We start from the raw sequence: 18,859 nt of genomic DNA on the forward strand, positions 1-18,859 counted from the left end.
ACCGGCTGGCAGGGCGCGCGTGCCTTACCGGCGCGACGCCCGGGGCCTTGCGCGCCGCCGGTTGCTCACGAAACGGGTAGTTTACTTTAATAAGCGGCGCGGACCGTTTGTAAATCACGGCTCTTACGCATTTTTCGATCGGCACGCGGGCTGCCCGGGAACGCGGCTTGCTCACGCCCGGCGCGTGTGTGTCGCGAGGGAAATGCCCGCGCGTTGCGTCGCATTACCATGCGAAAATGGCTGCCGATCCGTAGGGAGCCCGCATGACCATCGCGACCACTGCCATCGCCGACGACCTCGCCGCCAATTGCGCGAAAGAGCCGATCCATATCCCCGGCGGCATCCAGCCACACGGATTTCTGCTCAGCGTGGATACGCACGGGGCGATCGTCCAGGCCAGCGAGAACGTCGCGCAATTTGCAGGGAGGCCACTCGAGGCGGTGCTCGGCATGCCGCTCGCCGACGTGCTCGGCGCGGCCGCGCCGCGCGTCATGGCGTCGCTCGAATCGCTACAGAAAGAAGGCGTGCCGCTTTACGTCGGTTCGATCGAAGATCCGCGCAGCCGGCCCGACGCACCGCGCTCCGCGCTTGCGATCATCGTGCATCGCTACGACGGCGTAGCGATCGTCGAACTCGAACCGGCACGCGGCACCGTCGACGTGTTCTCGTCGATGTATCCGCTCGTGCGGACGTTTATCAATAGCCTGCAGAACGTCCACAACGTCGAGGACCTGTCGCGGCTTGCCGTGCAGGAAATCCAGCGCATTACCGGTTACGGTCGCACGATGGTGTACAGCTTCGATGCGGACGGTCATGGGCAGGTGCTGGCCGAATCGCTCGAAGCCGGCTATCCGTCGTATCTGGGCCAGCGCTTTCCGGCGTCCGACATTCCCGAACAGGCGCGCGCGCTTTACGTGCGCAACCGTATTCGCCTGATCGCCGACGCGGACTACACGTCCGCGCGCCTCGTGCCCGCTGTGCATCCGCAAACCTGCAAACCGACCGACCTTACCTATGCGTCGTTGCGCAGCGTGTCGCCCGTTCACGTTCAGTACATGAAAAACATGGGCACATGGTCTTCGATGTCGATGTCGATCGTCGTGCGCGGCAAGCTGTGGGGTCTGATTTCATGTCATCACGACACGGCGCGCGTACCGCCGTTCGAAGTGCGCACCGCGTGCGAGCACGTCGCCGAAGTGCTTTCTTTGCAGATCGAGGCCAAAGAAGACCGCGCCGAAGCCGAACATCGGCTCGAATTGCGCAGGCGTTTGTCTACGCTGCTCGCCGCGCTGGCGAACACCGATAACTTCGTCGAGGCGCTCGCCGACGAGCAAACCGGGCTGCTCGGTCTGACCGATGCGACGGGTGCGGCAGTGGTATTCGACGGGCGTACCGTGCTGATCGGCAGGACGCCGTCGGCGCAAACGGTCAACGATCTCGTGACGTGGCTCGATACGAAGACCGACGACATTTTCTCAACCGACGATCTCGCGTCGGCCCGGGGCGCGCCCGTCGATCCGGACAATGCCGGCATTCTCGTGCTGTCCATCTCCAGACTTTTCCGCAATTACGTGATCTGGTTTCGCGCCGAACTCGTGCGCACCGTCGAATGGGCGGGCGACCCGTACACGAAGCTGAGCGGGCTGTCCGCATCGCTGTCGCCGCGCAAAAGCTTTGATACGTGGACCGAAACGGTACGCGGACGCTCGCGGCCGTGGCGTCACGCGGAACTCGAAATCGCCATGGAGTTTCGCACGGCGATGCTCGGCATCGTGCTGCGCCGTGCCGAAGAACTCGCGCAACTGGCGATGCAGCTCGGGCGCGCGAATCAGGAACTCGAAGGCTTCTCCTATACGGTGTCACACGATCTGCGTGCGCCGCTGCGCCATATCGTCGGCTTCGCGGACCTGCTCTCGCAAATGGAAGGCGACCGGCTCTCGGAGCGCAGTCGCCATTTCGTCGAACGCATCATGAGCGCTGCGCGGTTTGGCGGCCGGCTCGTCGACGATCTGCTCGCGTTCTCGCAAACGGGCCGCTCCGCGCTGCGCCCGCAGCCGATCGAACTGCGCAAGCTGGTCGACGCACTGATCGCAGAGGAGCAGAAGGAAAACCCCGGACGCAACATCGAATGGAAGGTCGATCCGCTTTGCCAGGTGGTGGCCGACCCGGTGCTGATGAATGTCGTGCTGAGGAACCTGATCAACAACGCAGTAAAATTCACGCGCAATCACACTGCCCCCGACGATGTCGCCGTTATCGAAATCGGCCTGCAAGCGCCCGGGACGCAAGACGATCCGTCCGGACAAGACGTGATTTTCATCCGCGACAATGGCGTCGGTTTCGATATGCGCTACGTCGACAAGCTGTTCGGCGTGTTTCAACGGCTGCATCGCTTCGAAGATTTCGAAGGCACCGGCATCGGACTTGCGACGGTCAGGCGCATTGTCGAGCGGCATGGCGGCAAGTCCTGGGCAGAAGGCGAGACCGACCGTGGCGCGACCGTCTATTTCTCTTTGCCGCGCGGTTTCAACCTGCAACGCGTCGAAGACGAAGAAACCGCTGCGCAGGCCGTGGCGCGCCTTGCCGCGTTGTCGCAAGGGCAACCGTTCAATCCAGTACCAAAAGATTCCAAATAGGGGAAGGCCGTGCTAAGACCCATCCTGCTAGTCGAAGACAATCCGAACGACATTGAACTCACGATGATCGCGCTGGAAAAAAGCCGGATCGCGAATCCGGTCGTTTCGGTGCGCGACGGCGCGGAAGCGCTAGACTTCCTGCGCCGCGAAGGTCAGTATGCGACGAGATCGGACGATAATCCCGCCGTGATCCTGCTCGACAAGAAGCTGCCCAAGGTAGATGGCCACGAAGTGCTGAAGGCCGTGCGCGCCGACGACCGGTTAAAGAGAATACCGGTGGTCATGTTGACCTCGTCGCGCGAGGAAAAAGATCTGCTGCGCAGCTACGATCTCGGCGTCAACGCATACGTGGTGAAGCCCGTGGAATTCGACGACTTCATGGCAGCCATCAACGACCTCGGCATGTTCTGGGCCGTGCTGAACGAACCGCCGCCCTACACGAGCTGAATGCGGGCGATGCGCGAAACCGTAGCGGGCGCGTCCCCTGCCATCACCGGACGTTTTCTTCGAACGCGGGCTCTATGGATGAACTGACTCGAGGCCACGTCGTCGCCGGTATCGACGCTGCCTCGTTTTTCGATCTGCTTCCCGATGCGTGGCTCATTCTCGACGAGCGAGCGGAGGTCGTGTCCGCGAACACGGCGTATCTGCAATTGCTGCGCACCTCGCTGGCGGAGGTTCGGGGCCGCTCTGTCTACGACATCAATCAGCACGGCGAGACCGAACAGCGCGAGGCGCGCCGGGCGTGGCTGCGCAGTACGCTGACCGGTCTTGCGCCAGGCGAAATGCGCGAATCGTCGATTCTGCGTTACGACTCGCCGGCACCCGGTGCGTCATCGGCCGATGCGTTCGAAGTCCGGTTCTGGCGCATCGCGGCTGCGCGCCTGGAGCGCGGCGCAAGCGCCGAGCCGCTGATCGCGCTGCGCATCAACGACGTGACCGCCAGCGTCGAAGTGTCGGAGCGTAGCCAGCGGGAACGCGCGAAGCTGCGCTCGCAAGCGCGCCTGCGCCAGTTGCTGGTTGAAGAAGCCAACGCTTTGCTGCACGAAAACAAGGAGCAGCTCACGTTCGCGCTGACGTTCGCGCGGATCGGTTCGTGGGAATTCGACCCGAAAGCGGGACGCGTCGAATGCAGCGACGAATGCCGTGCCTGCCTTGGTTTACCGTTCGGCGAAAGTCTCCCGATCAAACAGCTGTTCAATGAAGTGATCGACAAATCGGACCGCGCCCGTGTGCAAGCGATCGTGGTTCGCGCGCTGCGGCGCCGCGAGCACTTCGAAACGGACTTCCGTACCGTGTGGCCCGACGGTTCGACGCATTGGGCGCTCGTGCGCGGTGCCGGGCGATATCTCGCGGATGGCGGCTTGCGCGCGGTATTCGGCTGCACACTCGACATCACGCCGCGCAAGGAAGCCGAACTCGAGCAGCGTGCGATCGCGCAATCGGAAAAACGCGCGCGCGTGGAGAGCGAACAGATGGCGCGCGCGATGGACCATTTCGTGAGCGCGGTCAGCCATGAGCTGCGTTCGCCGCTCGGTGCGATTCTTTCATGGTGTACGCTGCTGCAGCGCGCCGGCGACATGTCGCATGTCGCGCGCGCGAGCAGCGTGATCGAGCGCAACGCGCGGCAGCTCGCGCATATGGTCGACGATCTGCTCGACAGCGGCGCAATCGCGACCGGCAAGCTGTCGGTCGAATTGCGGCCGGTCGACCTCGGCTCGCTCGCCGGCATCGTCGCCGAAGACATGCGCATGAACGCCGAAAGCAAAGGCCTCAAGCTCATCGTCCAGGACCTCTCGCCATGCGAGGTGCTGGCGGACGAGAGCCGCCTCAAGCAGGTCGCCTGGAACCTGCTGTCGAATGCGGTGAAGTTCTGTTCGTCAGGGTCGATCGAAGTCTCGGTGACGCGAAGCGATGGCCGCGCGGAACTGACGGTTCGCGATACCGGCTGCGGTATCGAAGCGGATGCGCTGGACAAGATCTTCGAGCGCTTCGAACAGGTGCGCACGACGGGCAGCGGTCGCGTGGCGGGTCTCGGGCTTGGATTGTGGCTCGTCAGGCATCTCGTCGAACTTCATAATGGAACGATCGTTGCCGAGAGCGCCGGCCGCGGCCATGGCTCGACATTCCGCGTTTCGCTGCCGCTTTACGGCTAGGGCGAAGCCGCATTTCCCACTCTGCTTGCGCACTGCATGAGCGTCTTACCTGCAAGAATGGCCGACGACTATCCCGATGTGCTCGAGGCGCTGCGTTCCGCCACGGGTGCGCGGCATGGCGTGCTCGATCGGGCCATGCCGTTATCGAAAGAACAGCCGACGCTCGCCGACTATCGCGATCATCTGTTGTTGTTGAAAGGGTGGCTCGCGCCGATCGAATCGTGGTTAGCAGGCTTTAGCGACGGTCCGCAGCGGGCATCGGTGCTGCAGCCCGTCACTCGAGCAGGAATCATCGACGCGGATCTCGCCGATCCGGCGACGCCCGCATCGGCGTGCACCGATGCTGCGGGTAATGTCACCGAGTGGCCGCGCAGCGAACGAAGCGCTGCGTATCGCTGGGGCGTCGGTTACGTGATCGAAGGTTCGCAGCTCGGCGGCGCGGTGCTATATCGACGCTTGCACGAAGCGTTGGCGCCTCATCCGCTGCACTATCTCGCGCAGCGCGATATGCCCGCCGGACCGCGCTGGCGCCACTTCGTGCAGGCGATGCGCAGCGAAGTGCAGCATGAAGGGCAGATCGAGGACGCCTGTGCCGGCGCCGTCGATGCGTTCGATCGACTGATCGCGCTGGTCTCTCGTCTACACGCAGGAAGCACTTCTGCGCGGGGCGTTGAAGGGCACTCGCATGGGGACATGTCAGGCTTGTTCAAGTCCGTAATTCCCCGCTAAGTCTCAACCTCTAGATTCATCTTTGCCTGTCTACGCGTCGGCCTTCGTCGTCGAAGCAAAGATGCAGCGATGTTCCATGCGCATCGTGATACCGACGCCGGCGAAATATCTTCGTGCCAATAACACGATTGAAAAACCGGCCGACGACCGGGCGTTGCGCCGACGCACACTTTCTGTCGCAAGCGGAATACACACAGGCAGCGTGTTGCGCGAATCGCCGAATCTATATGGAGCGAGACGATGATTTACCTGCCTGAGTTATTGACAATCACCGGCGTGGTGTTGCTATTTTGCATTAGTCCCGGTCCGGACTTCCTGGCCGTCAGCGCTCACGCACTCGCGACGCGCCGGGCGGCGATCGCAGTAGCGTGCGGAATTGCCTGCTCCCATATTCTTTGGGGAATTCTGGCAGTGTTCGGCGTAGGGGTGCTCGTCTCGCAGATTGACTGGTTGTATCAGGGCGTGCGCATCGCCGGCGCTGCTTACCTGTTTTTTCTCGGTGCGCGAATGTTGATCAGTCTGCGCCGCCCTGGCGAGATGGGGGCAACTCGTGAGAAAGAGGAAGATACAGTCAAATCGCTTCGCAAGGGCCTGGTGGTGGGATTGACGAATCCGAAATGCGCGGCATTTTACGGAAGCCTGTTTGGAACGTTCCTGCCGTTGGGGGCACCGGCGTGGATCCACGGAACGACGCTCGCAATTGTCGCGGTGGTTGTCGGCGCCTGGTTTCTGACTATCGCGTTTCTGTTTTCGTCATTCAGGGTGCAACGCATTTACCGAACGCTGCAGCGACCCATCGATGCCGTAATGGGCGCATTACTCATCATTCTGAGCGTGAGTCTTGCGTTCGGACTATTTTGATTTACGAGTCCGATATCCGACGAAGGTCGAAGGCCGAGCATTAATCAGTAGTCCCACGGCACCGGCACGAAGCGGAAGCCATCACCGTTCTTTGCAATGTGACCAATGGACGGGAACGCAATGTGCGCCGCGGCTAGCAGAGCGCCGGTTTCAGCGGCTTCGTCGAGCAGCGCGAGACGCACATCCACCGCCGTTTCGGGATCGTGCTCAAAGCCGTTTTGCCACTTGGGATTGTCGAAGCCGACTTCGAAAATCGCGTCGCCCACGAACGTCAGCTTCTCGCCTTTCGATGCGACGTCCACCACGCAGTGGCCCGGCGTGTGTCCACCCGTCACGCGCGCCGACACGCCCGGTGCGATTTCCACGGTGCGATCGAACTGCACGATGTTGTGACTGTAGAGCTCCACGAACTTCGCAGCGGCCTTGCGCAGCGCGGGAGGAACCGTTTCCGGCATCACCGTCTTGCTGAAGTCCGGCTTTTTCCAGAATTCCACTTCCGCGCGCGATACGTGAATGCGTACGTCCGGGCGCAACCTCGCCTTGACGCCGTCGACGTTCAGGCCGCCGACATGGTCCATGTGCATATGTGTAATGACGATGTCAGTGATGGCAGCCAGGTCGATGCCAGCCGATTCCAGGCGCATCACCGACCGACCGGCGCGCGTGAAGTATTCGAAACCGTCGCCTACGCCCGAGTCGATCAGGATCAAACGCTCGCCGCTGCGCACGAGTGCAATATTCAGCGCCCAGTCGAACATGTCGCGCTGCAGAAAACGGCTATCGAACCATTCGTTGCGTTCCGCTTCGCTGACGTTCGTGGACATGGTGGAGGTCGGTAACGGCAGAATGCCATCGCTGATCAGCACGACGTCGACGTCACCGACACGCACGGCGTAGCGGGAGGGTATGAATTCGCCGGCACCTTCCTTGCCAAGCCTGGCGGTAACCGGTTGCACATTGCGGATTGCTTTGCTCATCTTCAATAGTCCTGTCATGTGGGAGTAGGCCGCACCGGGCGGCGCGGTTTCACGAGCGCGACTATGAAATTTCGCGTGCTTCGTTTGGCTCGCGTCTCGACCGACGCCGTGACAAATCTTAGTCAGCGGACGCCGACGCCAGAAGCATCGCGAACGCGTCCAGCATGTTGTCCGAACGGCAACAATCGGCGACGAACGGTCAATCGTGAGCCACGCCAACCATCGATGCCCCACGACAGATATCTCGAGCATCGACACCGTATCGTCATTGTCGATCCCTATATTTGTCAGTCGTCCGATCCTGATAACGACCGCACAAACAGGTTACGGGCGTGCAAAAAACATCCTTGAGCTTCCACGAGCGGGGTCTCGGCAGGCAGCCGTCGTGACGGGCGACATCGAGCAGGGAGCGCGAACGGTGCATGCCGACCGATCGTGACAAGCCATGCGGATACGCCGGGCGATCGGCTGCAGGGAACGCTATCGAAGGCTTCGAAGATCACCCTGACAAGAAGGAGCACCTGCACCGTGAACTCCCGCCGCAAATTTCTCCAGAGTACCGCCACGGCCGGCCTGTCGGCAGCCGCACTCAGCGTATTTCCGCCCAGCATCCGTCGTGCGCTCGCGATTCCGGCGCATCACGAGAGCGGCACGATCAGGGACGTCAAGCACGTCGTGATCCTGATGATGGAAAACCGCGCATTCGACCATTATTTCGGCACCTATAAAGGTGTGCGAGGCTATGGCGATCGCTTCACGATTCCGCTGCCGGACGGTCGTAACGTGTGGCAGCAGATCGATGCCAACGGCAATGTGGATCTGCCTTACCATCTGGACGAGACCAAGGGCAATGCACAGCGTGTGGCCGGCACGCCGCATAGCTGGGTCGACACGCAGAACGCGTGGGATGGCGGCCGCATGGCGGCCTGGCCCGTGTCCAAGAAGAACCAGACGATGGGCTATTTCGACACGGCTGAAATCCCGTTCCAGCGCGCGCTGGCCGAAGCGTTCACCCTCTGCGACGACTATCACTGCGCGTTCCTCGGCGGCACGCACCCGAATCGCATTCTCCATTACACCGGCACGAATGGTCCGGCGTACGGCAAGACCTTCGTGAACAACTTCAGCGGCGACTTCTCCGTCACCACGTCGGCGTCCGCCTACTTCGACTGGAAGACCACGGCCGAGCGCCTGGAAGAAGCCGGCGTGACCTGGAAGGTGTATCAGAACATCAAGAACACCTACGGCTGCAATGCGCTGCTCGGCTTCAGGCAGTACCGTCAGGCCAACGAGGCGCTGCCGCAGGCGCGCCAGGTCAACACGTCGCTGAGCCAGGCCGCCGAGCCGGTCTTCGATCCGACAGATGCCGTTGCGCAGCCGCTGATCAAGGGCTATGCGAACACCATGCCGACCACCGATACCGATCCCAACACCAACGGCACCTTTGTCGAGGCGTTTGCCGATGATGTGAAGAACGGCCGTCTGCCCGAAGTTTCGTGGATCGTTCCGACCGACGTCTACTCCGAGCACCCGGGGCCCTCGAGCCCGGTGCAGGGCGCCTGGTTCGTCCAGCAATTTCTCGATGCGTTGACTGCGGTGCCCGAGGTGTGGAGCAAGACCGTCCTGCTCGTCAACTTCGACGAGAATGACGGCTTCTTCGACCATGTGCCCCCAGCCGCCGTGCCGTCGCCGAACGGCGATGGCACGTACGCCGGAAAGACCACGCTGAACGGCGCCGAGCTCGGCGTCGAATACTTCACCCATCCGTACGTGACACGCGCCGACACGGGCGCGATCCCCGACAGTCAGCCGAGTGGACCGGACGGCAAGCCGTATGGCCCGGGTCCGCGCGTGCCGCTGTGGGTGATCTCGCCGTGGAGCCGCGGCGGCTGGGTCAATTCGCAGACGTTCGATCACACGTCGGTGCTGCGCTTCCTCGAAGCGCGCTTCGGCATCAAGGAAAGCAACATCTCGCCGTACCGCCGGCTCATCAACGGCGACCTGACTTCGGCCTTCAACTTCGCAACGCCGAACAACGAGCCGCTGCCGACCATCGCGGGCGAGAAAACCAAGGCGGACGCCGATGCGTTGCGTGCCTCGCAGCAGGCGCTCGGCCAGATCGTGCCGGACGCCAGCCGCGCCATGCCGAAGCAGGCGAGCGGCTTCCGCCCGTCGCGTGCGCTGCCCTACGAGCTGAACACCAGCGCGCATGTGGACGCGACCGCCGGCACCGTCAAACTACTGTTCGCGAATACGGGTCGGCAAGGTGCTGTATTCCACGTCTATGACAAGTTGCACCTGGACCGCTTGCCGAAGCGTTACGCAGTCGAGCCCGGCAAGACGCTCGACGACGTGTGGGTGCCGGCGTCCGCAGACCTTGGCAAGTACGACCTGTGGGTGCTCGGGCCGAACGGCTACCATCGCGAATTCAAGGGCGACCTTACCGCACTGAAGGGACACCGGGCCGCCAATCTCGAAGTGCGCGTGGGATACGGTTCCCTGACGGGCAATCTGCACCTGCAGCTGCGCAACCAAGGCGCCGGCCTCGCGCAGTTCACGGTGAAGTCCAACAAAGTGTACGGCGCGCTGCAGGCTTTCCCGGGTCTGCCGAACGCGATCTTTGGCCAAGGTCCTTCGGGCTTCGGTGGATTCCCTGTGCCGGGTTTCGGCGCATGGCCAGCCCCGGCGCCGTTCTCGCGGAATGATCGCTTCGACTCCGGTCATACCTGGACGGTCAGCACGATCGGCGCGCTTCCGGTCGCGCTCTTCTGGAACCTTTCCCAGACCGGCTTCTGGTATGACTTCGAGATCACCAGCAGTACGGACAGCAGTTTCTTTCGTCGCATCGCCGGGCGTATCGAGACGGGCCGCCACTCGGTGACCGATCCTGCGATGGGGATGATCGACCTCTTCTGATCGAAGCATGGCCTGGAGGCACCTCGCGTGAGCTCGGTGCCTCTGCGCGCAACCCGCTCATCACTCGCGCGCATCGACGAGCCAGGATACGAACCTGACCGACGCGCGCGCGGCGGCCTCATTCAAGCGCTATTTCGACGTCTTGAAGTCGTCATAGAACGCGCTGATGAATTCGTCGAGCCGCTCGCGTGCGAGGCTCGTGACGCCGGCTGCCCTGGGACGGCCATTACCGCCGAAGCGGCGGCACAGCCGGTCCGCGTTTCCAGGCCGTGCTAGCGGTGCGCGCACGCTGACCGCGTAATCGCCGGACCGACGCGGACTCAAGACCGCGTGCGCTCGGGATGGGGCGGCGCTCGCCAGCGCATTGGCAAATTCACCGCGCACGCGTCTCGCCCACCGGTGCTCTGGCAGCACGTAAACGTCGCCATCAGACCGCACGTGCAATGGCGGCTCACGCCACGCGAACGAAAGATCGGTGGCGCGTGCCGCTTCGATCTGCCGCACGAGCGCCTCACCTTCGAGGAAGTCGAACGGGTCCGCATACGGTTGCAATATTCGGTAGAGCGTCTCCGGCGAAACGATCAGATCGTCGATACAGTCGCCGTACGCGTTGTAGTTCACCGCCTGGCCGAGCGCGCCTAACCGTTGCTCGCGCTCGGCGTCGAGTCCGCACGCCGCGGCGCTGCGATGCGCCGCTGCGGCCAGATTGTCGCCGTATGCGGCCGCCACGGCCCAACACCGGTAACGCCCGCCCAGATGACGATCGACGATCAGGCTCGTGCATATGTCCGCAGATGGATCGATGTGCGCGGCAAGCCGCGCATGCCGCGGTATTTCACCCGCGAAATGATGATCGAAGTATTCGACTTCGACACCGCGCCCGAGCAGCGTCTGCAATGCGGCGCGATTCGTGTCGAGTGAGATATCGAGCACTGTCGCGCGGTCGCCGGATCGTGCCGGAACGCGTGCAAGCAGTTCGACGTCTTCCTTGGTGCCGGTAACGAGCATCGCTGCGCGCGGCGTCGCAAGCCTCAACTGATGAAGGGCGAAGAGACCGTCGGCGTCGCCGTTGAATACATCGAATTGCGTCATGGCCTATGTCTTGACACACGGTTCTTGTCGACGCGTTCCGCACCCGCGGCAACTGCTCCCGCTTCAGCCTGGCCCTTCGGCCGCGTTCCGGTGCGAGGGCGCCGCATGGTCGGCCGGCGTCTGCTCGCGAGCGGCGCAAAGCAGCGCACGCACTTGCGTGTCGTCGACCTGGCGGAAATCGCGATACAACGCGCCGACGCCATCGAACCAGCCCGGCTGCAACAACACCACCGTTTCGTCCGCGATATCCGCGAACGCCTGCTGCGTCCCGATCGGCGCGACCGGCACCGCGACGATGACGCGTGCAGGCCGCCTCGAGCGCAGCGCCTGCAAGGCCGCCCGCATCGATGAACCGGTTGCGATGCCATCGTCCACGACGATCGCGGTTCGCCCTTCGACCGGCAAGACAGGGCAGGCGCCGCGATAGACCGACTCGCGACGTGCGACTTCCGCCTGTTCGCGTGTGACCGCCTCGGCGAGCTGTTCGTTAGCGACACGCGCCGCGCCTACGATTTGCCGGTTGACATAGAGCGCACCGCCGCTCGCGAGCGCTCCCATTGCCAGCTCGGGATTGCCCGGCGTTCCGACCTTTCTGACGATCAGGATATCGAACGGTACATGCAACGCGTTCGCTACTTCATAACCGACAGGAACGCCTCCGCGAGGCAGTGCCAGCACGATGACATCCGTGCGTCCGGCATAGTCGCGCAGCGCCTTGGCAAGCCGTGCGCCCGCGTCTTTCCTGTCATCGAACATGTCTTGCCCCTTGCTGTATGTCGCGAGCGGCGCGCTGGGCCCGATTCGTCGGAGAACCGGGAGCTTCACCGCATGGCCGCGTGGATACATCGTCAGCGCGACGATGCGGTCCCGCTCTTTCAACGCAGCGACCTTTATATGCAGCGTAGCCGTGCCCGACCTCGCGCACTTGATACAGGTCAAGCTTCGCCCACGCATCGACATGACTCGCATACTGCGCTGGCCGCGCTCGCCTGACGCTTGATGCGTGTCAAGCGCGGCCGCAAGAGCTGCTCTACGCTGAAATCATCGTTGATCGAATCGGGTAGCGAGGCGCAGCATGTTCAAGCGGTTACTGCTGATCGGTTTTCTTACATTGCCGGGATCATTCGTGCTTGTGTCCGTCGCGTGTATTCATCCGCGCTACCGCGCAAGACTTTCGCAGCTCGCCTATATTCCGCAGCTACTGTCGCTTGTCAAAGGCTTGACGCGATGAGAGGGTCGCTGTGAAGCATGCGCACGCGGCAAGCGGGCAAGCGCTTCATGATCACAGTGCGTCGTCGAGGCGCAGTCCGATTGGGCAGAAACAGTGGCGAAGGGCGTTCCAGGCGTAACATCCGTGAAAACTCGCTCGCCGTGCGCGCCGTACGCAGTCGATAGGTGTCGACGCATCGCAGTTCGAAGACTGTGTCCACGGCGGGGACCAGCGCGATCCGACCGTCTGCCGTGGAAGTCCAGCCGGCATTCGGCGAACGCAATAGTTGACGCACAGGTGGCGCTGGAAGCGAGGCAGCGCGCGGCAGCTTATGGCGATGGCGCCGCCGGATCGGCGGGCAAGCGTATCGGTCCTGGCGTCGAGCGGGCCAGATATCGGCGCGGCGCCTCAGCGTCCGATACCTCGGAGGGTTGGCATGTGGTACGCAATGCTGGACGCGCAGCGGCGTCTGATACGCGCGATGGCGCACGGCGTATTGCAGGGTCGCGGCGACAACGGCTGCGACGCGCTCGCCGGTTGGATGAAAGGCGGCGATGCGCTGCCCGCGTTACGCGGCTGGCTGTGCCGATCGACATGCTCGCTCGACCGGGCGCCGTCGTTCTCGATCGATTCAGTGTGTGCAAGTGGCCGCGTGGTCCCGGTCCAGGAGACCATCGCAGACGAGGTGCCCGCCGGCGCGTTGCGCAAGTTCACGCGAGCCGGCACCGCAGCGAGGCGGTCCGGAAGCTGGCCGGTCGTTCTGTGCGCGCCGCTTGCCGGGCATCACGCCGTGATGTTGCGCGAAATGGTGGAAGCATTGCTCGCGCATCGCGAAGTCTATGTCACCGATTGGACGGATGCGCGCGATATACCGGCCGAAGCGGGTGCATTGACGCTTGACGACTATGTGCTGGCAACCGAGCGTTTTATCCGTTTCGTGAGTTCACCGGGTACGCGCGTGCACGTGATCGCCGTCTGCCAGGCGACCGTCCCCGCGCTTGCCGCCGCCGCATTGCTCGCACGCGAGCCGGCTTCGCCGTTGGCGAGCCTTGCGCTGCTGGGCGGCCCGATTGACGCCGGCCTCAACCCAACCGCGGTCGAGCGCTTTGCGATGTCGCATTCGCTGAGCTGGTTCCGCGAGCACGTGATCGACACCGTGCCGCCGCCTTACCGGGGCCGTGGGCGGCGCGTGTATCCAGGCTACCTTCAGCAGGCGGCGATTGTCGCTACCTATCCCGCACGGCTGATCGGCCTCGAGACACGTTACTGGTCAGCATGGCTTGCGGGGAACACCCGCGAGGCGCAGGCTGCCCTGCGCGCCTTGAACGAATATGCCGCGGTGCTCGATATGACCGAGCAGTACTTTCTCGATACCATTCGCGTCGTTTTTCATGAGCGCCGGCTCGCATGCGGTGAGTGGACGATCGCCACGCGGCCCGTCGAAACACGAGCGCTCGCACGCGTTGCACTGTGCACCGTCGAAGGCGACAGGGACGACATCACCGGTGCGGGACAAACGCACTGCGCGCACGCGTTGTGCGCTGCCGACGATGCTCCACCGCGGCATCGCCTCACCGTTGCGCAATGCGACCACTACGACCTGTTCACGGGGCCGCGTTGGCACGAGACGGTGCATCCTCGACTGTGCGCGTTCTGGCAAGAGACCGAACGCGTGTGGCGCAGCGCGCGCGACAAACGGTCCGTGGCCGGTATGCCCGCGTGACGCGACCGGTGTATACGGCCATGCTCGCGCCAACCGCCGAGAGTTGCTGTTCCGCACCGATTGACGCACGTCAACGCGAGCGCTCCCGGCAGCACATACTCTTTTTCCATGCAATCGTGCAGGATGCGCGATCACCTGCGTGAAGGAAGATATTGTGCGTAACCAAACGGTGGGACAGGCGGAGCAACCGGCTACCGCAAATGACATCCGGGCAATCATCGGCCCTTTCGAAGACGACGTCGTCGTGAAGATTCTCGACGTTCATCCGACAGCGGCCGAAGTATTGAACGCGTTTACATGGCTGCGTTCCGACGAGCACCTGCAGCGCCGACTTGCGCACGAGTTGCATGGTCGCGCGGCGCAGGTGTTTGAAATACTCGATCAGGAATATCCGGAGATCGACGGCAGTCAGATGTGAGGTCAGTTCGCCGACCGTCTCGAACACGGTGGCTTTTTCCATGTCGAACGGCGGCATACCGCCTCGGTCAGTTGCTGCGCGAACGTTTGGAGCGTGTCTTCAGCGTCTCGATTTCGTCGAGCAGATCAAGCGCGAGCGCGATTCCCGGCGCGTTCACCTGAAGGTCGTGAGCCAGCCGGAACGCGGTGCGCATGCGCTGCAGGCAGGCGCCACCGAATCGCCATTCCTGCGGCGCAGCGCCCTTCGGCTCAAAAGCGCCCTCAGCCACCCAAAGCTTGATCTCTTCTTCCGATGCGCCGCTTACCCGGCTCAGCTCGACAAGCGTGAACTCAACGTTGTCATCGACAATCTGGCCTGCGATATAGGTCGTCTCGAAGTCTTTCATGATGGGCCACCCATAAAACGCGCACGCGGGTCGAAGTTGAACGCTTTGCGCATCGTTTCGTAAGCCGCTTTAGCCGACTCGCTGTCGGCGGGCGGCAATACGATATTCAGGATCGTGTACATGTCCCCGGGCGGATTCCCGGGAATTCCCTTGCCCTTGAGTCGCATGCGCGTGCCGCCTGCCGAACCCTTCGGCACGCTCATTTCGACCCATCCGTCGGGTGTCGGCACCGTTACGCGTGCGCCAAGCGCCGCTTCCCACGGCGCCACCGGCAGGTCGAGCAGGACATCGGCGCCCTCGATGCGAAAGCGCGGATGCTCGCGAAACGCAATTTCGAGGTAGAGGTCCCCCGCCGGCCCGGCCCCGACGGCGGCTCCTCCCTGGCCGGCGAGCCGCAAATGCTGTCCGGCCCGCACCCCTTTGGGAATCGAAACGTTCAATGTGCGTGACTGCAGCGAGACACGGCCACGCGCGTCGACGACCGGCAATTGCAAAGAGATCGTCCGTTGTGCGCCGCGATAGGCGTCCTCGAGGTCGATGAGCACCTTCGCATGGTGATCCTGTCCCATCGCGCGCGAGGATCCGCGCCGTGCATGCTCCGTTCGCGCACCGCCGAACATCGCTTCGAAAAAATCATCGAGACCCGCGTGCGTCGCGTCCTCGTCGCCGGCGCCGCGAAACTCGAAACCTTCATCCCAGTTCGGGGGCGGCTGAAACTCCTCGCCGCTGTGCCAATGCGTGCCCATGCGGTCGTAGGCGGCACGCTTTTCCGGATCCTTGAGCACCTCGTAGGCTTCGCCCAATTCCTTGAAGCGATCCTCCGCGTCCGCGTCCTTACTGACGTCCGGGTGGTATTTGCGCGCGAGCTTGCGATATGCGCGCTTGATGTCCTCCTGAGCCGCCGTACGCTCGACGCCCAAGGTTGCGTAATAGTCCTTGTATTTCATCTGAAGAAAGCCCCAGGCAGACGTACACGGAAGCGGTCAGACGGCGCGATGCAGCAGGAATTCTCGTTTGCTTTGACACGGATAACAGTAGCACTGAACCGCGCCTCCATCAGCCGCCGCGTTGGCCGGTTTGCCTCCCTAAGCCGACTCCAGCTTGAACACCGCAACCGCGTTGCGCAATAGTACCGCCTGTTCTTCGAGCGAACGGGCCGCCGCCGATGCCTGTTCGACGAGCGCCGCGTTCTGCTGCGTGGTCGAGTCCATCTGCATCACGGCGCGGTTGATGTCCTCGATGCCCGCGCTTTGCTCTTGAGCCGCCGCGAAGATTTCGGTCATGTATTCGCTGACCGTCTTCACGGACGACACAATGTCGGTCATCGTGTGGCCCGCCCGGTCGGCCAGCGACGAACCCTCGGCAATCTTGTCGACCGTGTCGACGATCAGCTGTTTGATTTCCTTTGCCGCGCTGGCGCTACGCTGAGCGAGACTGCGGACCTCGCTTGCCACGACGGCAAAGCCTCGGCCCAGTTCGCCGGCCCGTGCGGCCTCGACCGCGGCGTTCAAGGCGAGGATGTTGGTCTGGAATGCGATGCTGTCGATCAGACCGACGATTTCCGCGATCTTCGACGAGTGCACTGAGATGCCCTGCATGGTCCTCACCACGTCGCTCACGACTTGCCCGCCCAGTGCGGCTGTCTCGGATGCGCGCAACGCTTGCCGGTTTGCCTGATCGGCATTGTCGGCATTGCGTTTCACGGTCGAAGTCAGTTGCTCCATGCTCGCGGCCGTCCGCTCGAGCGAGGCTGCCTGCTGTTCGGTGCGGTGCGATAGATCGGCGCTGCCGGTGGCGATTTCCTGTGCGCCGCCGTTGATCGATTCGGTGCTCGACCGCACGCTTCGCACCGTATCGGCGAGCGCATCCTGCATGGTCTTCAGATCGGCGAGCAGCGCCCCCATTTCGTTGCGCCGCTCGATCACGACGTCGGCGCGCAGATCGCCCGACGCAATGCGCCGCAGATGCGTCACCAACTGCGCGACGGGACGTGCGACGACGCCGATCAGCATCGCGCGAGCGAGAAGACCGATGACGAGCGCGAGCACCGACACGCCCCCGAGCGCGGCCACCATGAACCTGAAGCGCGCCTGCGCATCGGCATAGCGCGATTTCTGCCTGTCGATTACCACATTCGCGCGCGCGGTCATCGCTGTCTGATAGGCATTCGCCAGGGCTTGTGTTTTCTTTCCCTGCAAATCCTTGAAGCCACTGAAATTCATGTCGTTTAACGCACCGAGCGACGGCAGCACCGCGTCTTTGATGAAGCTCATGCGTTTCTGTTTCAGCTCCGTCGCGGCGGCCAGCGACTCGGAATTCTGCGCCTGAAGCGCAAGATAACTGGCGAAAGCGCGATCGGATTCCGCCAGGTCGTTACGCGCTGCGGCGAGCAACTCCGGCTCGGGATCGCCTACGCCGTAGAGGGCCATGTAACTATCGAGCGACACACGCGCATGCTGCAGCAGCTCGTCGCTGGACTTCAGACTGACCAGTGCGCTTGTGTCGTACTCGTACATCTCGCGTAGCGCATCGTTGCTTCGCTTCAGTGCGACGACACCGGCCGCGCTCGCCACCGCAAGAATTGCGAAGAACACTGCGATCACGAGCGTAATGCTCGCTCGAATGCTCATATTTCGTAGCATGCAAGTCTCCCCGTTTGTTTTATCTTTCGACGATGCGATGCCGCGAGTGGCGCGGCTCGTCGCTCTTTCTTTGGCTTCTTCGTCTTTTACGTCGTCCGCGAGCCCACGGAAGAAAGGGCAACGCGACAGGCCGGCCTTGCATTGCCGCGGTGCGGCCGGCTTGTGCAATGAGCTCGACGGGCGGCGGCGCGCACTTCTCCATCGTGGACGCCGGATCATAGCCCGACGTATCGGCGAACTCCAGATTCGCGCGGAGTGTCCACATATTCGGACACTTGCCGCAAAAGCGGTCGAGCGGGCTCGGGTTCGCAACCCGGCCCGCTACGCCTTTATTGCCATACCTGGTAAATCATCGGCCCGCTGCCATACGGCCTCGGATACGACCCGGCCCAATACCCGGCCCGATAGACGGGGTAGGGACTCGTGACTGCAACGACCGGCTGCACGACCGTTTGCACCGGGTACGGCGGAAACTCTTCCTGCGCGTAGACGGGAACATACGGCACCGTACGCACCGGCGGCGCATACGGTTGTTGCACATAGACCGGCTGCTGCCGATACGGCGAAGGACCGTCTTCATACGCCGGCGCCTGCGCATAAACAGGCTGAGGCTGGTAATGCGGCGCAGGTGGTGCATACCTCGGTTGCTGCTGCGCCGCAGCCTGGTAGCGCGGCTGAGCCGCCATTGCGCGCTGCGCTGCCTGCGGCGGTTGCGGGACCGGTGTCACCTCGGCCTCGTCTTCTTCATCGCCCGGCATGCCAGGCGGGAGCGGCGGCACATCTTTAGCCTTGGCCGGCTTCGCCGTTTGCTTCAATTGATCCCGCAACGAAGCGTACGTTTCGGCGTCCTCCTTCGCCCGGGCAGCGTAGCCGTTGTGATACGCATCGCTCAGGTCTTTCTGGCGGGCCTTGTTTTCCTCATCGGCTGTCATACGCTCTTCGCCGGGGTCGAGCGATACGTCCGTCCCGCCGTTGTCGTATGCCGATTTTGGACCGTCTGCAAATGCTGGAATGGATTGCAGCGATGGCGCTAAAGCCACCGAAGCAACCGCAATCCCTAACAACGATTTAGTTCTCATGGTTTCACCTCGTAGCTAGAGGACAAATGAAAATG

General features: G+C 62.8%; 15 protein-coding genes. 8 read left to right on the forward strand and 7 right to left on the reverse strand.

Annotation, left to right across the window (positions count from 1 at the left end):
- Window positions 1-263 precede the first annotated feature (263 nt).
- The 5 genes from BTO02_RS23775 (at window position 264) to BTO02_RS23795 (ending at window position 6,382) form a co-directional block, all read left to right on the forward strand.
- The gene (locus tag BTO02_RS23775) at window positions 264-2,636 is read left to right on the forward strand and encodes an ATP-binding protein (RefSeq protein ID WP_075159667.1); all 2,373 of its coding nucleotides are present in this window, start codon (window positions 264-266) and stop codon (window positions 2,634-2,636) included.
- 9 nt (window positions 2,637-2,645) lie between these two features.
- On the forward strand, window positions 2,646-3,083 hold the full coding sequence (locus BTO02_RS23780; protein ID WP_075159668.1) for a response regulator: 438 nt from the start codon (window positions 2,646-2,648) through the stop codon (window positions 3,081-3,083).
- A 74-nt stretch (window positions 3,084-3,157) separates the two neighbouring features.
- Window positions 3,158-4,792 carry a sensor histidine kinase gene (locus tag BTO02_RS23785; RefSeq protein ID WP_075159669.1) on the forward strand — a complete coding sequence of 545 codons (1,635 nt, stop codon included), beginning with the start codon at window positions 3,158-3,160 and terminating at the stop codon, window positions 4,790-4,792.
- A 36-nt stretch (window positions 4,793-4,828) separates the two neighbouring features.
- Window positions 4,829-5,521: a biliverdin-producing heme oxygenase gene (locus tag BTO02_RS23790; RefSeq protein WP_156883961.1), complete on the forward strand. Its 693-nt coding sequence runs from the start codon at window positions 4,829-4,831 to the stop codon at window positions 5,519-5,521.
- 240 nt (window positions 5,522-5,761) lie between these two features.
- Complete coding sequence (locus BTO02_RS23795) at window positions 5,762-6,382, forward strand: LysE family translocator (RefSeq protein WP_075159671.1); 621 nt, start codon at window positions 5,762-5,764, stop codon at window positions 6,380-6,382.
- A gap of 44 nt (window positions 6,383-6,426) precedes the next feature.
- On the opposite strand, the gene BTO02_RS23800 is transcribed toward BTO02_RS23795, so the two are convergent.
- Window positions 6,427-7,359, reverse strand: a complete 933-nt coding sequence (locus BTO02_RS23800; protein ID WP_075159672.1) for an MBL fold metallo-hydrolase — start codon at window positions 7,357-7,359, stop codon at window positions 6,427-6,429.
- Between the two features lie 528 nt (window positions 7,360-7,887).
- Here BTO02_RS23800 and BTO02_RS23805 point away from each other — a divergent pair.
- A complete protein-coding gene (locus BTO02_RS23805) occupies window positions 7,888-10,275 on the forward strand; it encodes a phosphocholine-specific phospholipase C (RefSeq protein WP_075161313.1) in 2,388 nt (795 codons plus the stop codon).
- 129 nt (window positions 10,276-10,404) lie between these two features.
- Here the strand turns inward: BTO02_RS23805 and BTO02_RS23810 are convergent, their stop codons facing one another.
- Both BTO02_RS23810 and BTO02_RS23815 read right to left on the reverse strand, forming a co-directional pair.
- The gene (locus BTO02_RS23810) at window positions 10,405-11,367 is read right to left on the reverse strand and encodes an acetyltransferase (RefSeq protein WP_075159673.1); all 963 of its coding nucleotides are present in this window, start codon (window positions 11,365-11,367) and stop codon (window positions 10,405-10,407) included.
- 63 nt (window positions 11,368-11,430) lie between these two features.
- Complete coding sequence (locus BTO02_RS23815; RefSeq protein ID WP_075161314.1) at window positions 11,431-12,123, reverse strand: phosphoribosyltransferase; 693 nt, start codon at window positions 12,121-12,123, stop codon at window positions 11,431-11,433.
- Between the two features lie 890 nt (window positions 12,124-13,013).
- Between BTO02_RS23815 and phaZ the strand changes: the two genes are divergently transcribed.
- Both phaZ and BTO02_RS35215 read left to right on the forward strand, forming a co-directional pair.
- On the forward strand, window positions 13,014-14,300 hold the full coding sequence (gene phaZ / locus BTO02_RS23820) for a polyhydroxyalkanoate depolymerase (protein ID WP_075159674.1): 1,287 nt from the start codon (window positions 13,014-13,016) through the stop codon (window positions 14,298-14,300).
- A 154-nt stretch (window positions 14,301-14,454) separates the two neighbouring features.
- Window positions 14,455-14,718 (forward strand): hypothetical protein, encoded by a 264-nt coding sequence (locus BTO02_RS35215; protein ID WP_442953504.1) that lies wholly within the window; start codon window positions 14,455-14,457, stop codon window positions 14,716-14,718.
- A gap of 67 nt (window positions 14,719-14,785) precedes the next feature.
- Here the strand turns inward: BTO02_RS35215 and BTO02_RS23830 are convergent, their stop codons facing one another.
- The 4 genes from BTO02_RS23830 to BTO02_RS23850 form a co-directional block, all read right to left on the reverse strand.
- A complete protein-coding gene (locus BTO02_RS23830; RefSeq protein WP_075159675.1) occupies window positions 14,786-15,103 on the reverse strand; it encodes a chaperone modulator CbpM in 318 nt (105 codons plus the stop codon).
- Window positions 15,100-16,050: a DnaJ C-terminal domain-containing protein gene (locus BTO02_RS23835; protein WP_075159676.1), complete on the reverse strand. Its 951-nt coding sequence runs from the start codon at window positions 16,048-16,050 to the stop codon at window positions 15,100-15,102. Before BTO02_RS23835 ends, BTO02_RS23830 begins: the two co-directional genes overlap by 4 nt.
- A gap of 138 nt (window positions 16,051-16,188) precedes the next feature.
- Entirely contained in the window at window positions 16,189-17,745 is a 1,557-nt protein-coding gene (locus tag BTO02_RS35430; RefSeq protein ID WP_075159677.1) for a methyl-accepting chemotaxis protein, read from the reverse strand.
- Window positions 17,746-18,074: 329 nt separating this feature from the next.
- Window positions 18,075-18,677, reverse strand: coding sequence for a hypothetical protein (locus BTO02_RS23850; protein ID WP_232243650.1), 603 nt, complete (start codon window positions 18,675-18,677; stop codon window positions 18,075-18,077).
- Window positions 18,678-18,859 lie beyond the last annotated feature (182 nt).

It is taken from the genome of Paraburkholderia sp. SOS3 (assembly GCF_001922345.1).
Classification (GTDB): domain Bacteria; phylum Pseudomonadota; class Gammaproteobacteria; order Burkholderiales; family Burkholderiaceae; genus Paraburkholderia.